Source organism: Streptomyces sp. NPDC045846, from assembly GCF_056431605.1.
On the sequence record NZ_JBWKKJ010000007.1, the window covers coordinates 1 to 15,442 of the forward strand.

12 protein-coding genes and 1 rRNA gene are annotated in these 15,442 nt (G+C 72.6%); 10 read left to right on the forward strand and 3 right to left on the reverse strand.

Annotation, left to right across the window (positions count from 1 at the left end; genetic code table 11):
* Window positions 1-84, reverse strand: a 16S ribosomal RNA gene (locus tag AC07F3_RS20240); the annotation flags it as partial.
* A gap of 831 nt (window positions 85-915) precedes the next feature.
* Between AC07F3_RS20240 and AC07F3_RS20245 the strand changes: the two genes are divergently transcribed.
* The 9 genes from AC07F3_RS20245 to AC07F3_RS20285 all read left to right on the forward strand — a co-directional run bounded on the left by AC07F3_RS20245 (window position 916) and on the right by AC07F3_RS20285 (window position 11,973).
* Window positions 916-1,680 (forward strand): MerR family transcriptional regulator, encoded by a 765-nt coding sequence (locus AC07F3_RS20245; RefSeq protein WP_479116260.1) that lies wholly within the window; start codon window positions 916-918, stop codon window positions 1,678-1,680.
* Window positions 1,681-2,096: 416 nt separating this feature from the next.
* Window positions 2,097-2,432, forward strand: a complete 336-nt coding sequence (locus tag AC07F3_RS20250; protein ID WP_479113453.1) for a hypothetical protein — start codon at window positions 2,097-2,099, stop codon at window positions 2,430-2,432.
* 16 nt (window positions 2,433-2,448) lie between these two features.
* A complete protein-coding gene (locus tag AC07F3_RS20255) occupies window positions 2,449-2,760 on the forward strand; it encodes a pore-forming ESAT-6 family protein (protein WP_479115869.1) in 312 nt (103 codons plus the stop codon).
* A 91-nt stretch (window positions 2,761-2,851) separates the two neighbouring features.
* The gene (locus AC07F3_RS20260) at window positions 2,852-3,292 is read left to right on the forward strand and encodes a hypothetical protein (RefSeq protein ID WP_479115870.1); all 441 of its coding nucleotides are present in this window, start codon (window positions 2,852-2,854) and stop codon (window positions 3,290-3,292) included.
* A gap of 79 nt (window positions 3,293-3,371) precedes the next feature.
* On the forward strand, window positions 3,372-3,680 hold the full coding sequence (locus AC07F3_RS20265) for a hypothetical protein (RefSeq protein WP_114041390.1): 309 nt from the start codon (window positions 3,372-3,374) through the stop codon (window positions 3,678-3,680).
* A gap of 13 nt (window positions 3,681-3,693) precedes the next feature.
* Window positions 3,694-5,058, forward strand: a complete 1,365-nt coding sequence (gene eccD / locus AC07F3_RS20270) for a type VII secretion integral membrane protein EccD (RefSeq protein ID WP_479115871.1) — start codon at window positions 3,694-3,696, stop codon at window positions 5,056-5,058.
* Between the two features lie 20 nt (window positions 5,059-5,078).
* Window positions 5,079-6,551, forward strand: a complete 1,473-nt coding sequence (locus tag AC07F3_RS20275; RefSeq protein WP_479115872.1) for a CpaE/TadZ family protein — start codon at window positions 5,079-5,081, stop codon at window positions 6,549-6,551.
* Complete coding sequence (eccCa, locus tag AC07F3_RS20280) at window positions 6,548-10,552, forward strand: type VII secretion protein EccCa (RefSeq protein ID WP_479115873.1); 4,005 nt, start codon at window positions 6,548-6,550, stop codon at window positions 10,550-10,552. Before AC07F3_RS20275 ends, eccCa begins: the two co-directional genes overlap by 4 nt.
* Window positions 10,549-11,973 (forward strand): DUF6177 family protein, encoded by a 1,425-nt coding sequence (locus AC07F3_RS20285; RefSeq protein ID WP_479115874.1) that lies wholly within the window; start codon window positions 10,549-10,551, stop codon window positions 11,971-11,973. The genes eccCa and AC07F3_RS20285 overlap by 4 nt, the downstream gene beginning before the upstream one ends.
* A 258-nt stretch (window positions 11,974-12,231) precedes the next feature.
* On the opposite strand, the gene AC07F3_RS20290 is transcribed toward AC07F3_RS20285, so the two are convergent.
* Together AC07F3_RS20290 and ku are read right to left on the reverse strand one after the other, a co-directional pair.
* Window positions 12,232-13,317 carry a PP2C family protein-serine/threonine phosphatase gene (locus AC07F3_RS20290; RefSeq protein WP_479116261.1) on the reverse strand — a complete coding sequence of 362 codons (1,086 nt, stop codon included), beginning with the start codon at window positions 13,315-13,317 and terminating at the stop codon, window positions 12,232-12,234.
* Between the two features lie 103 nt (window positions 13,318-13,420).
* On the reverse strand, window positions 13,421-14,479 hold the full coding sequence (gene ku, locus AC07F3_RS20295) for a non-homologous end joining protein Ku (protein ID WP_479115875.1): 1,059 nt from the start codon (window positions 14,477-14,479) through the stop codon (window positions 13,421-13,423).
* A 59-nt stretch (window positions 14,480-14,538) separates the two neighbouring features.
* On the opposite strand from ku, the gene ligD reads away from it, so the two are divergent.
* Window positions 14,539-15,423, forward strand: a complete 885-nt coding sequence (ligD, locus tag AC07F3_RS20300; protein WP_479115876.1) for a non-homologous end-joining DNA ligase — start codon at window positions 14,539-14,541, stop codon at window positions 15,421-15,423.
* Window positions 15,424-15,442: the final 19 nt, after the last annotated feature.

Here is a 15,442-nt window from a genome sequence, read left to right on the forward strand (position 1 = left end):
CCCCGAAGGGCTTCATCGTTCGACTTGCATGTGTTAAGCACGCCGCCAGCGTTCGTCCTGAGCCAGGATCAAACTCTCCATGAATGTTTACCCGTGATCGGGTGCACACATCACGTAAGAGCGGGACGGAACCACCGGAATAAGGCGGCCCGTCCACAGCGTCCTCGCTGTGTTGTTGCCACCCACACCCCGAAGAGGTGGATGGACTTTTCAAAGGAACCTCGATCCACCGAAGTGGACGGGGTTGTCAATCTGGCGTTGACTTTTGGCACGCTGTTGAGTTCTCAAGGAACGGACGCTTCCTTCGTACTCACCCTCTCGGGCTTTCCTCCGGGCGCTTCCCTTCGGTATTTCGTGTTCCGACTCTATCAGACTCTTTCGTGTCCGATTTCCTCGGCGCCTTTCCGGTTCTCCCTCGCGGGTTTCCCTTTCCGGCGGTTCCGACTCTATCAGATCCTTTCGGACCCGATTCCCGGTCGAAGTCGGGGTGTCTTCCCGGTTGTTGAAACCGTTCCGACGTCCCGAACTCTAGCCGATCTTTCCGGTGATTCGTAATCGAGTCTTTCCGGATCGACCGGAATGGAATTCGGCATGCCGAAAGCACTCCCGGTCGGGAGATCGTGCTGAGTTGGGGTGCCGCAGAACCTGCGGCGGACGGTTGCCCGGAACCATCCCGGCTGCGTGACAACCCGGAGAACATTACACGAGGTTCCGGGGTCCACGTCCGCCCCCTCCCCCGCCGCCCGTCCCACCCTCAGCGTCCCTCCTTCTCTCTATGAGCGCCCTTCCTCTCTATGGGGAGGAAGTAGGCACGATCGGTCACCGTCGTCGTTCCGGGTTGCGGTTGCCGCAGCGTCAACTCCTACCGTCGTCGGTGTGGCCGGAGACACCGGCCCGGCGATGGGAGGCACGGCAATGGCCTGGTCGATCGCGGAGGTGGCCCGGATGTCCGGAGTGACGTCCCGGACACTGCGGCACTACGACGAGATCGGTCTGCTGCCGCCGGCCTGGATCGGAAGCAACGGGCACCGCTACTACGAGGAGTCCGACCTGCTGCGGCTGCAGCAGATCCTGCTGATGCGCGAGCTCGATCTGGGGCTCCGCGAGATCCAGGCCGTGCTCGACAGCCAGGTGGACCGCGTGGCCGTACTCCGCGAGCACCACCAGCGGCTGCTGGCGGAACGGAACCGGCTCGCCACCCTGGCCCACACGGTCGGGCGCACCATCGCCGAACTGGAGGAAGCAGAGGAGAACAACGCCATGACGAAGATCAACCGGCCGGAGAACCTGTTCGAGGGGTTCGAGCCCTCGGATGCCGAGTCGGAGAAGGTGCGCGAGCGCTGGCCCAAGGCGTGGGAGGAGTCCCGGCAGGCCATCGAGACGATGACCGCCGAGGACTCGGAGCGGTGGCAGCGCGAGGTGACGGCACAGATGATCCGCATCGCGGAGCTCATGGTGGCCGGTACCCCGGTCGACGACCCCGCGGTCCAGGCCGAGATGGCCGACCACTATCAGGGCGTCTGCCGGTTCTGGACGCCGAACGCGGTCGCGTACAAGGGTCTGGGACAGACCTATGTCGACGAGCCCCGGATGCGCGCCAACTTCGACAGGATCGCCGACGGCCTCGCCGTCTACCAGCGGGACGCGATGTTCGTCTACGCCGACGCCCAGCTGAGCTGACCACCGGCTCCGCTCACTGGTCGGCCCGCGTCCGGCATCACCGGCCGACCGTCATCCGACCCGGCGGCACATGACCCCCGGGGGGCTGCAGACCCCCGGCGGTACCCCGGCCGCCTTCGCGGACGCCTCGCGCACTCGCCTTCCCGCCCGCCGACAGCCGCTGCCAAGTGCCCCGTTTAGGTGTTTGGTTCGGATGCTCAACCTATGCCGCGAATGTCGTCCGCGCCGCTGTTCCAAGTTCGTAACCGTTCCCGAAGCACCGCCACCGCTAGCCCGTCGAACACCTGGGAAATCAGGGATCCGGGCAGGTCGGGGCGGTGCGATCGTGCGTTGCGCGTGCAATCTGCTTTGGGTAGACATAGACGGCGCGCCCTGTTGCGCGTGGTGGTGGTTCAGTCTGTTACGGGGGTGTGTGCGTGAAGTTCGACATGGGGTCCACGACTCTGTCCGATCTGGGAAAGAGCACCGAGGGGTCGAGTGGTGATCTCGGTGCGCTGATCCGGCAGTTGATCGCCGCGGCCGATCCGCTGGAGGGGAAGTTCAACGGGGCCGGAAAGGTCGCGTTCGACTCGTTCAAGGCGCACGCGGACGAGATCACGAACGATCTGAACGGTTCGCTCCAGGACATTCTGGGCGGGCAGTCCGGGATGGACTCCGCGTTCGGCACCGGTGATCACGAGCAGGAGTCCAACGCGCACCAGAACATGTCGGCGGCCAATTTCGACGCGGCCCGCTTCGGCGGACGTCACTAACCGGGGGATCAGGATCATGGGTCAGAATCAGGACCGGCTCAGCTACGACACGGGTGCCTCCACCGAGGTGCAGGGCGGTCTCGCCGGAATCGTCGGGAACCTGGAGCGCGTCCTCAACGACCGCGACCGCGCGGTGAAGGCCGCCATGGCCGAGTTCACCGCCGACGGCGTCTCCGACGAGTACCACGGCAAGGAACTGCGCTGGAACAAGGCCGCGAACGAGGTCCGCGAGATCATCCGCCTCGTGCGCGGAACCCTGGAACTCAACGACGGCACCGCCCAGTCCACGCTCTCCAAGGCCAAGGCCGCCGTCGACGCCATCGGCTGAGCACGGTATCTCCGGGGTTGTACGCCTACCTTTTCGAGGCGCCTCCGCGCAGCCCGCGCCACCGGAAAAACCGGGCCGGGGATGGCGAAGCGTGCGCCGGGTCGCCCATGGCCTGCGCCAGGCCGGTCGGGTCGACGCCGAACACGTCGGGGCGCCGGCCGGGGACCGTGGGGAGGGAGTGATCGAGTTGTCGGGTATCCGCGTCGAAGCGGGGCAGCCGTTCGTCCGGGCCGTGCCGGACGACGCGCAGGCCGTGGCCGGCGTGGGCGATCCCGCGTCACGGGACATCACGTACTACGCGAAGATCGGTGAGGGGCATCCGCGGAGCAGGCCGCGCGGCGTCGTCCGGAGGCGCTTTGTCGAAGGGGTGGCGTACGACGAGGCTTTCACCCGTAATCTCCGCTGGGAGCCGACCGAATACCTCCGGCTCCACGAACTCGGTCACAACGAGGTCGACCATGTGGAGATCACGCGGGGAGAGGCGGACGCTTTCGTCGCGAAGGTCACCGCGAGGCTTCGCGCATGTCCTTGATTTCCGTCCGTATCAGAAAGGGTCGCACCGGTGTCCGCGCCGTGCGGCGTGAGCAGGCTCTTGAGGGGATCGGCCGGGCATGACAGCCGCGCAGGACTATGACAGCCAATTGCTGGAGTCGGTTTCCGTACGGCGTCGGCGACTTCGCGATGCCCTTCTGTTCGGAGGGCAGCGCGGACGGCGCTCGGTCGACGAACGCCTCGGGAAGCTTTTCGCCGGAATTGTGATTGCGGCGGTGCTCTGCGCGGGGTGTGTGGGCTGGTCGTTCATTTCGCACAAGCTCATCGGCAAGACGCCGTACGGGACTTCGGTTCAGCCGACTTCGGTGTCCTCTCCGCCCCCTTCTTCTCCTGCTTCTTCGCCCGCCGTGAAGTCTTCGGCCCGATGATAGGTTCGCACGCGTGATAACTACGGGATCGGTGAGCCGTACGGCATTGAGCCGGGTCACTCTGGTCGGTGAACAGCGTCGGGTCGATCTCGTTCTGCCCTCCGAAGAGCCCATTGGGCTGCTGTTGCCCGAAATCATGCGGCTGCTCGGTGACGGGCCGGGCGCTCGGCCGATGCTGCGTCATCTGACGACGGCGGACGGATCGGCCCTGGCCCAGGACTCGACGCTCGCGTCGGCCGGGGTGCCGGACGGTGCGGTACTGCGGCTGGTCCGGGTCGAGGACGCGCCTTCGGCGCCCGTCGTGCACGACGTCACCGACGAGGCCGCGGACGATCTGGACGTACGGGCCTGGCGCTGGCGGCCCGCCTCGCGGCGTGCGGTCGCGGGCCTCGCCACCGTCGGCTGGGCGCTCGCGGCCGGGGTGCTCGCGCGCGACGAGTTCACGCTCTCCGCCGTCGGCGCGGTGCTGCTCGCCGTGGCCGGGGTCGGCGCGGTCGCCGGGGCGGTGCTCGGCCGGGCCGGGCAGCGCGGGCCCGCGACCACGCTGATCGTCACGGCCGGGGTGCTGGCCGTGCTCGGCGCCTGGACGTTGGCCGACGCGTACGGCTGGCCGGGCGGCGCCCGGCTCGGCGCGGTCGGCGCCGCCGTCGCGGTGGCGCTCCTGCTGCTCGGCCTGTTCTCGCCGCTCGGGCGGGGCGGGCTCATCGGCGCCGGGGCCGTTGCCGGCGCCGGGATCTGCTGGGAGGCCGTGATCGCGTCGCAGTCCGGGGCCGGTACGGCGGTCGGGCAGGCCCGGGCCGGGGCGATCGTGGTGGTCGTCTCCGCGTTGCTGCTCGGGGTGCTGCCGCGCCTCGCGTTGATGGCGTCCGGGCTCTCGGGCCTGGACGACCGCCGCTCGGGCGGGGCGTCGGTGAGCCGCTACCAGGTGTCGACCGCGCTCGCGGCCACCCACCGCGGGCTCGCTCTCGCCACGGTCGTCATGGCCGCCTGCGCGGCGGTCGCCGGGATCCTCGCGCTGCGTACGCCGACCGTGTGGACGGTGCCGCTCGCCTCGGTCCTCGCCGTGGTCCTCGCCCTGCGCGCGCGGGCCTATCCGCTGGTCGCCGAGGTCGTGGGCCTGTTCGCGGCCGCGGCCGCGGTGGCCGGGCGGCTCGCCTGGGTGTGGTGGGAGCGCACCGGCGCGGTCGGCCCGCTGGCCCTGCTCGTGGTCCTCGCGCTCGCCCCGGTCGCGGTGCTCGTCGTCCAGCCGGCCGACCACGTGCGGGTGCGGCTGCGGCGGTTCGGCGACGCGCTGGAATCGATCGGCGTGATCGCGCTGTTCCCGCTGGTGCTCGGTGTGTTCGGGGTGTACGGGCGTCTGCTCGGCACGTTCGCGTAGGTAGGCGTAGAGGTCGGGATATGGCTGTGGGCGAGGACTGGCAGCGCGATGTGCTGCGCGAGCTGAACGAGGCCGCGCAGCGGGATGCGGCCGGCTCGGCGGGGTCGGCCGCGCAGCCGGACGCGCAGGGCACGGCGGCGCCGGACGCCCGGCCGTACCCGGGCCCCGCGGAAGGCACCTTCCGGATACGCCGGGCCGGGCCCGGCCCGGCCGACGACCCCCGCGCGGCGGCAACAGCCGTGCCCACGGCGGGCGTTGAGGCCTCCGCCGCGGACAGCGGCGGCCGCACCCCGCCCTCCCGGCGGCCCGGCGCCTCCGGACACGCCCCGGCCGTCCGGCACCCCGCCGCGACGGGAACCCCGGCGAACACCCCGGGCCTCGACGTGGCCGGCACCCTCGACGCCCTCGCGGCCGCGCGCGCCGCCGCCGCCATACAGGAGAGCGCCCCGGACGGCCGCCCCGGCGCCCTGCCGATGCGCACGACCGAGCCCGTGCCGCCCCCGGCCAACACCCGCCCCGCCACCCTGCCCGAACTCCGCGTCCCCGGTGGGCGCGAGGCCGCGGTGCCGATGGCCGCGCCCGAGTCGGTGCCCACCGTCGATCCCCGGCTCGCCGTGGCGCTCGGGCGGCCGGTGCACGGCGACTCGGTCACGAAGCGGGCCGGGCGCTCCATGCGCAGGCTCACCTCCTCCGCCGCGCAGGACGTGGCCGAGGAGACCCGGATCGGGCGGGAGTTGCAGCAGCCCGTGACGACCGGGCGGGTCATCGCGGTCACCTCGATCCGGGGCGGCGTCGGCAAGACCACCGTCGCCGCGCTGCTCGCACGGAGCTTCAACCACTACCGGCACGACCCCGTGCTCGCCCTGGAGGCGGACGGCGCGCTGGGCACGCTGCCGGTGCGGCTGGGCGCCGAGTCGGTGCGCTGGTCCTGCGGCGACCTCGCCCAGATCCTCACCCCCGCCATGCAGTTGACCGATGTCACCGGCTACCTGGTGCCGGTCACCGACGGCGGCTGGCTGCTGCCCGCGAGCCAGGGGCGCCTCGGCGCACCGCTGAGCATGCGGACGTACCGCACGGTGACGCTCGCGCTGCGGCGGTACTTCGCGGTGACCGTGGTCGACTGCGAGACGCTGCCCGGCGAGGTGGCGCGTACCGCGATGGACACCGCGCACGCCCGGATCGTGGTCGCCCCGATGACCGCCGAGGGCGTGGGCGGCACCCGGCTCGTCCTGGACTGGCTCGCCCAGCTGCCGCACTCGGCGCTCGCCACCACCGTGGTGGCGCTGACCGCCAACTCCCCCGACATGACCCTCGACCTGAAGGCCGCCACCGCGCATCTGCGCGAGGCGGGCGTCACCGTGCTCCCGGTCCCCTACGACCGGCATCTGGCCCAGGGAGGCCCCATCCAGACCGCACTGCTCGGCCGGGCCACCCGGCAGGCCGCCGTCGCGCTGGCCGCCGAGGCGATGGAGCGGGCGGTGAGGGTGCGATGACGCTGCACCAGGTCCACCGCCCGGCCCGTTCCACCCGGCCGGCCGCCCCCGCGGCGCCGCGTGCCATCGAGCCGCCGCCGAACCTGCCCGAGGGCAAGACCGGTACGGCCGCGACCGCGCTGCTCCCGATGGCCGGAGTGATGAGCTCGGTCATCATGATGACGGTGATCCGCAACAGCCAGTTCGCGGGCCTCGGCGCCATCGTCCTGGTCGTGGCGCTGCTCGGCGCGGTCGCGCTGTTCCTGTCCCAGCGCGGCAAGGCCCAGCGCACCCGGCGCACCCAGCGCGAGCGCTATCTGGAGTACCTGGAGGAGCAGCGGGAGCAACTCGGCGCCGTGGAGCGGGAGTCGAGGCTGCGGGCCCGTCTCCTGAACCCGCCGCCGCAGGCGCTGTACGACTTGGTGCGGGACCCGGCGCGGCTGTGGGAGCGCCGGCGCGGCGACGCCGACTTCCTGCGGGTGCGGGTGGGCACCGGCCCCGTACCCACGCAGGACCTGTCGATCGGGCAGAACAGCGCCCAGGGGGTGCTGACGCCGCCGGACCCGTTCATGCTGAACGAGGCGCGGGCGCTGGTCGCGCGGTACGCCACGGCCACCGAGTCGCCGTTGACGGTGCCGCTGGACCGGGCCGCGAACGTGAGCGTCGTCGGGGACCGCGAAGGGGTGCTGCGGGTCGCGCGGGCGCTGCTCGTGCAGGCGGCCGTGACGCACGCGCCGGACGACCTGTCGATCGCGCTCGGGGTACCGGGTGAGCGGATCGAGGAGTGGGAGTGGGCCAAGTGGCTGCCCCACGTCCTGGAGGCGCTGGAGAGCGACGGCCCGGTGGCCGCGCGGCGGATCGCGCCGAGCATGCCGCAGCTGGCCCGGCTGATGCGGACGGACCTGCGGCAGCGGGCCTCGTACGCGGCGGAGGTACGGCGGGGTCTGTCCGACCGGAACGCGCTGCGGCTGATCGACCGGCTGCTCGTGGTGAGCGACGAGTACGGCGCCCCGGCCGAGGAACTGCCGCGCCCCGACTCGGCGGTCGGCCTGACCGAGATGGGCGTGACGGTGCTGCACCTGCTGGAACAGCAGGTGCACGAGCCGGACCACGTCACGGTCCGGATCAGCGTCGACGGCGACCGCATCACGGTCGAGGACCTGCGCGATCCGGCCAACCCGAGCCCGCCGCTGTCCTACGGCCTGTCCGACGAGGTGAGCGCGGCCGGGGCCGAGGGCCTCGCGCGCATGCTGGCGCCGCTGCGGCTGTCCGCCGAGTCGGTGGCCGAGGGCACCCCGGTGACCGGGCCGGTGGACTTCCCGCAGCTGCTCGGCATCGACGACCCGGCGGACCTGGACATCGACCGGCTGTGGGCGCCGCGCGGCGAGCGGGCGTTCCTGCGGGTGCCGATCGGTCTCGACGACCGCCACCAGCCGGTGCTGCTCGACCTGAAGGAGTCCTCCGAGCTCGGCATGGGCCCGCACGGCCTGTGCGTGGGAGCCACCGGTTCCGGCAAGTCGGAGCTGCTGCGCACGCTGGTGCTCGCCTTGGTCGCCGGGCATCCGCCGGAGGACCTGGCGCTCGTCCTGGTCGACTACAAGGGCGGCGCGACCTTCGCTCCGTTCGCCGAACTCCCGCACGTGGCCGGGGTGATCACCAACCTGGAGAACCAGGCGGGCCTCGTCGAGCGCGTGCACACCAGCCTCGCGGGCGAGGTCAAGCGGCGCCAGCAGGTCCTGAAGGACGCGGGCAACGTGGCCGACATCGGGCACTACGCCGCGCTGCGCGCCGAGCGGGCCGAGCTCGAACCGCTCCCCCACCTCTTCGTGGTGATCGACGAGTTCGGTGAACTGCTCACCGCCAAGCCGGACTTCATCGACCTGTTCCTGTCGATCGGCCGGATCGGCCGGTCCATCGGCGTCCACCTGCTCCTGTCCAGCCAGCGCATCGAGGGCGGCAAGCTCAAGGGCCTGGACACCTATCTCTCCTACCGGCTCGGTCTGCGGACGTTCTCCGCCGACGAGTCGCGCACCGTCCTGGACACGACGGACGCCTTCCACCTGCCGCCGCTGCCGGGCTTCGGCTATCTGAAGGTCGACACCTCGACGTACGAGCGCTTCAAGGCGGGCTACGTCTCCGGTGCCTACCGGGGCCCCGCCGTCCTGGAGCAGCAGGACGACACCCCGCTCGCCTGGCCGTACCCGACCTTCAACTCGGCGGCGCGGGAGGAGAGCGCCGACGCCCCGGCCGAGCCGCAGATGCGCGAGCGCGAGACCGGGCCGACCGTCATGTCGGCGATGGTCGACCAGCTGCGCACGGCGGCCGAGCCGGTGCGCCGGATCTGGCTGCCCCCGCTGCCGTCGGCGATCAGCCTCGACGCGGCGGCGGGTCCGCTCCAGGTCTCCGAGCACGGGCTCCAGCTCAGTCACCGGCCGGGCCCGATGCGGGTGCCGCTCGGTCTGCTCGACGATCCGGGCCGGCAGTGGCAGGGCCCCTGGACGCTCGACCTGACGGTGGCCGGCGGCCATGTGGCCGTCATCGGCGGGCCCCAGTCCGGCAAGACGACGCTGCTGCGCACCCTCGCACTGTCCCTCGCCCTGACCCACACCCCGGCACAAGTGGCCCTGTACGGGCTCGACCTGGTGGGCGGCGGCCTGGCCGCGCTCGCCGGGCTTCCGCACGTCGGCGGGATCGCCGGGCGCGCCGACCGCGAGCGGGCCGCGCGCACCGTCGCGGAGGTGCGGGCCATGCTGGCCGCCCGCGAGGAGCTGTTCCGCGAGCACGGCATCGACTCGGTGGACGAGCTGCGCAGCCTGCGCGCGCAGGGCCGGCTGCCCGAGCTCGGCTCGACCGACGTGGTGCTGCTGGTGGACGGGTACGGGGCGCTGCGCGACGAGTTCGACGACCTCGACGACGCGGTGGCCGATCTGCTCAAGCGCGGCAGCGGCTACGGCATCCACATCGTGGCGGGCATGTTGCGCTGGAACGACGTACGGATCGCGACGCAGTCGATGTTCGGCACCCAGCTGGAGCTGCGCCTCAACGACCCGTCCGACTCCTCGATCGACCGCAAGCTGTCCGAGACGCTCGCCCAGGACACCCCGGGCCGGGTGCTGACCAACGGCAAGCTGTTCGCGCAGGCCGCGCTGCCGCGCACCGACTCGGTGGCGTCCGCCGCCGACCTGGGCCCCGCCCTGGAGGACGCGGCCCGCACGGTGCGAGCCACCTGGCACGGTGAACTCGCCTCTCCGGTACGGGTGTTGCCGACCCGGCTGCCCGCGCAGCGGCTTCCGTCGCCGGCCGCGGAGCCGAGGCGCATCCCCATCGCGGTCGACCAGGACGCGCTCGACCCGGTGCTGCTCGACCTGTTCGAGCACGACCAGCACCTGCTGATCCTGGGCGACAACGAGTGCGGCAAGACCAACCTGCTCAAGCTCATCGCCCAGCAGTTCACCGCCCGCTACAGCGACGAGGAGCTGGTCTTCGCGGTGTTCGACCCGCGTCGCGGACTGCGCGGCGTGGTGCCCGAGCCGTACCGCGGGGGCTATGCGCACAACGCGAAGATCAGCGCGGGGCTCGCCTCCGGCATCGCCGCCGAGCTGGAGAAGCGGCTGCCGGACGAGACCGTGGACCACGACGCGCTGCCGGACGGGCCCTCGTTCGACGGGCCGCGCATCGTCATCCTGGTCGACGACTACGACATCCTGACCACCGCGGGCCAGCAGCCGCTCGCCCCGTTCCTGCCGTACATCTCCTCGGCGCAGGACATCGGGCTGCACTTCGTGGTGGCCCGCCGCGTCGCGGGCTCCGCGCGGGCACTGTACGAACCGTTCCTGACCACCCTGCGCGAGACCGGCACCGCGGCGCTCGTCATGACCGGCGACCGCACCGAGGGCCAGCTGTTCCCCGGCCTGTACGCGTCCGCGCAGCCGCCGGGCCGCGGCTTCCTGGTGCGTCGCGGCCGCCGCCACCAGCTCGTCCAGACCGCCCTCGCCCACCAGGAAGAAGCAGAGCTCTCGTGACCAAGGACGTCATCGCCCTCACCCCGAAGATGCCGGACACCTGGGCGCTGCTCGCCGGGCTGTACGCGGGCGGGCCCGATCTCGCCGTCGACACCGGTCACGACGGGGCGGTGGTCCAGCTGTGCGCCGCGGACGGGCGCCCGCTCGTCTCCCTGGAGGCGCCGCTGCTCGTCCAGGTGCCGGGCGAGGCGGAGCGGCTCCTGGGGGGCGAGGTCGAGGCCCCCGAGGGCCCGTTCTGGTGGACCGAGGCGCGCGCCTCCACCGCGGTGCCGGAGGCCGAACGGCTCGCGGGCTCGGTGGCCGGGCGGCTCACCACCCTCCTCGGCGGCGCCACCTGGCCGCCCGGCGCCGCGAGCACCGACGTCGTCCCGGTGGACGACGCCGAGGTGAGCGCGCGGCCCGCGACCGGCGGCGCCCACCCGACGGTGGACGTGCTCACCGGGTCGACCGCCGTCGTCATGTGCGACCGGCCGCTGATCGCGCTGACCGCCTGGCTGTCGCACATCCTGCGCGCGGCCGTGGAGAGCCGGCGTGCCCTCCAGATCGTGACGCCGCCGGGCGTGCGGCTCAGCCTTCCGCTGCGTACGGCGCTGACGGGCGCGCCCAACCGGTGGGTGGTCAAGGACCCCGACTGCGGTTACTACGACGGGCTGTCCGGCGCGGTCCTGCGCTGGCAGGACGGCACCTTCGCGCCCGCCCTCGACGCGAAGGGCGAGGCCGTGGTGGCGGAGGCTTTCGGCGCGCCCCCGCTCACCTCCGAGCGGCAGCTGGCCGTCGCGTTCCGCACGGTGCACGTCGCGGACGAGAACCTGGTGCTCGGCCGCGCCCTGGAGGCCGCCTGGCAGGCGCTGACCGGCGCGGGCCCGGCGGGCTGGGGCACCGCCGAACCCATCAACCTCCCTTGGTCCGCACGCCAGTTGACCGACCTCGCCCGCGACCGCGCGCCCGAGCCCACCCAGCTGCTCGCGGTCGGTGACCCGGCACGCCCCGCGCTCGCCGGGCTCCGGGTCACGCGGGTCGAGCGGGGCGTGGCCGCGGACGCGACGCTCACGCTCGGGTACGGCGCGGACGAGGCGCCCCCGCTGGACGCCGTGCGGGCGCTGGCGGAGACGCTGGCCGCCGACCACGGGCTTGACCAGATGTTCGTCTCGCTGCGCCGGGGCCGCCGTGATCTGGCCGTGCCGGCCCACTTCGAGGCGCCGCCGATCCCCGTCTCGTACACGCTGGGCGCGGACGGGGTGCGCTCGGTGGGCCTGGCCCACGCCGAACGCCCCCCGCTGGCCCTGCGCCCCGTCCCCCTCGGCCCGCCGTCCGAGCCCGCGCTGCACTACGTCCTGGGCGACGGCACGGATGCGGCGGCCTGGCCGGTCCTGGAGCAGCTCACGGCCCACCTCCAGCGCGGCGGCCCCGCCCACCCCTGAGCAACCCTTTCGACCCGGCTCGGCGCCACGCCGCCCGGCGTCCCGGGCCAGCCGTTGAAGCCCAGTCCAGCACCATCCCCTGGGGCGCGGGGAACTGCGCGACCAGCCACGCACGGTCCGCGGGCGAACCGCAGCGCGAGAACATCTCGCGACTGAGCCGCTTCCGCGGATGATCGGTCGCCTGGCGGGCCGTGCTGGGTTGATCGCGCAGTTCCCCGCGCCCCTGGTAGGGGACCCAGTACCGGGAGGTGGCCGGGGCTACGCGCGGTGGCGGAGCAGCAGCATGGCCGCGTCGTCGTGCAGCGGGCCCTCCGTGTGGAGGATGAGGTCCCGGCGCAGGGCCTCCAGGGCGGCCTCGGGGTCGGGGTCCTTCAGGAGCGGGGTGCGGGCGCCCAGGGGGTAGAACTCGCCCGACCGGTCGCGGGCCTCGGTGACGCCGTCGGTGTACAGGAGGAGCTGGTCGCCGGGGGCGAAGGTCACCGTGAAGGGCTGCGGGCCCTCCCCCGAGCCGAGGCCGAGGCCGAGCGGCAGCGCGTACCGAGGGGGTTCGGGGAAGGACACCGAACCGTCCGCACGGACCAGCAGGGGCGGCGGATGGCCGTAGTTGAGGAAGAGCGCCCCGTTCGCGGGGTGGAGCTCGGCGATGATCGCGGTGACGAACTTCTCGCCCTCCAGGGCGCGAGCGGCCGCCCGCTCGACGCGCGCGCCGACCCCCCGCAGGTCCGGTTCGTCGTGCGCGGCCTCCCGGAACGCGCCGAGGACCACGGCCGCCGTCTCCACCGATTCGAGCCCCTTGCCCTGCACGTCCCCGATGATCACGCGCACCCCCTGGGGCGCCGAGACGACCTCGTACAGGTCTCCGCCGATCCTGGCCTCCGCGACCGCCGAGGTGTACGAGACCGCCGCGCGCAGATGGCCCGCGCTGCGCGGCACCGGCCGCAGCAGCACCCGCTGGGCGACCTCGGCGATCGAGCGCATGCCGGCCAGCTCGGCCTCGCGGCGCTGGCGCATGACGCTGCCGGCCACGCCCACCGCGGTCACCCCCGCGACGGCGGCCAGCGAGGCGAAGCCCCGGCGTTCCTCGAAGAGTTCGCTGTAGATCCCGAGCCCGACCCCGGCGACCAGCGCGATCAGCCCGATGGCCACGGTGCGCCGCCAGCCGCCGACCAGACCGGCGAAGGCGGGCCCGAGCGAGACCAGCGGCAGCAGTCCGACGGTGGGCCCCGCGATCAGGTTGGCCACGACGACCAGTGCCATCACGGCGTACGGCAGGACGGAGAGCACATAGGGGACCGGCTTGCCGGAGGCCTCGGTACGGGTGCGGCCGTCGCCGGTTCTCCGCATCATGGCCGCACCCCTTTCACACCCCTGGCCATCCATTTCGCCAGCACGGACGCGCCGCAACCCTTCCGTTATCGAATCGAGGCCCCGCGCCGGGGCGGGGGCGTCAGGCGCTGGCCCGCTTCCTCGGCGTCGTCTTCTTGGCCGCGGTCTTCTTCGCGGTGGTGGCGGTGGACTTCTTCGCACCGGTGGACTTGGGACTCGCCGCGGCGGATTTCCCGGCGGCGGTGGTCTTGCGCGCCTGGGAGGTCTTGGCCTGCGCCGCCTTCTTCTGCGGCGCCTTCTGGGCGGCCTTCTTCGCCGCCGTCTTCTTGGCGGGCGCGCTCTTGGACGCCGCGGACTTGCGCGAGCTCAGCTCGGTGACCCCGGCGACCGCGTCCCCCTCGCCGCGGGCGGCCTTCGCCGCCCTGACGCTGCTCTCCAGGGCCGCCATCAGGTCGATGACCTTGCCGCCGGGCGCGGCGGGGGCCGTCTCCGCCGGGGTCGGGGCGCCGTCCGCCTTCGCGGCGATGAGCTCCTCCACGGCGGTGCGGTAGTCGTCGTGCAGGGTCGACATGTCCACCTCGCCGAGCGTGTCCATCAGGGCGTCGGCCAGGTCGAGTTCGGCCTCGCGGACGCTGACGTCGGTCTCGGGGGCGGCGTCCTCGGCGGCCCGGATCTCGTCCGGCCAGAGCAGCCCGTGCATGGCGATCACGTCGTCGACCACCCGCAGCATGCCGAGCCGCTCCCGCCCGCGCAGGGCGAACTTGGCGATGGCCACCTTCCGGCTCCGCTTGAGGGCCTCGCGCAGCAGGGTGTAGGGCTTGGCGGCGGGCACCCCGTTGGCGGAGAGGTAGTAGGCGGCGTCCATCTGGAGCGGGTCGATCGAGTCGGCGGCCACGAAGGCGACGATCTCGATCGTCTTGGCGGTGGGCAGCGGAAGCGAGGCCAGATCGGCGTCGGTGATCGGGATCATCGACCCGTCGGCGTCCTCGTACGCCTTGCCGATCTCGTCGGTGGTCAGCTCCTCGCCGTCGAGCTCGCACACCTTGCGGTAGCGGACCCGGCCGCCGTCCGCGGTGTGGATCTGGCGGAAGGAGATCGAGTGGTTCTCGGTGGCGTTCACGAGCTTGATCGGGATGCTGACCAGGCCGAACGAGATCGCGCCGTTCCAGATGGATCGCACTGTTTCTCCTCTTCGTCCCCGAGGAGTGTGGTTCGCGTGGTTCGTGGGACTCTCATCGTATGACGCCGATCACCGAGGTGGAGGGGCGGCGGATCGCGCTGTCCAATCTGGAGAAGGTGCTGTACCCGGCGACCGGCACCACCAAGGGCGAGCTGCTGCACTACTGCGCCACGGTCTCCGGCCCGCTCCTGGCGCAGCTGGACGATCGCCCGGTGTCGTTCCTGCGCTTCCCGGACGGCCCGGCGGGCCAGCGCTTCTTCACCAAGAATCCGCCGCCCGGCACGCCCTCCTGGGTGACGACCGCCCCGGTGCCCCGCTCCGAGGACGCGGGGGCGCGCCAGGTCGTGGTGTCCGATCTGGCGACCTTGATGTGGGCGGCGAACCTGGTGGTGGAGTTCCACACCCCGCAGTGGCGGGCGGCGGCCCCCGCCCAGGCCGACCGGCTCGTCCTCGACCTCGACCCGGGCGAGCCCGCGAGCGTCGTCGAGTGCTGCGTGGTGGCGCGCTGGCTGCGCGACCGGCTGCGGGCGGACGGGCTGCACGCGTACGCCAAGACCTCGGGCGCCAAGGGGCTGCACCTGCTCAGCCCGCTGGAGCCGACCCCCTCCGAGCAGGTGTCGGCGTACGCGAAGACGCTGGCCAGGGAGGCGGAGGCGGCCCTGGCGGGGCTGGTCACGCACAAGATGGCCAAGGCGCAGCGCCCCGGCAGGGTGTTCGTCGACTTCAGCCAGAACGCGGCCGCGAAGACCACCGCGACGCCCTACACGGTGCGTGCGAAGGACCGTCCGACGGTGTCCGCGCCCGTGTCCTGGGCGGAGGTGGAGGCGTGCGCCGACCCGGCCGACCTGACGTTCCTGATCGGCGACATCGGGCCCCGCCTGGAACGGGACGGCGATCTGCTCGCGCCGCTGGCCGACCCCGATCTGGCGGGCCGCCTGCCGTGACCGCCCCGGCGGGTGAGCC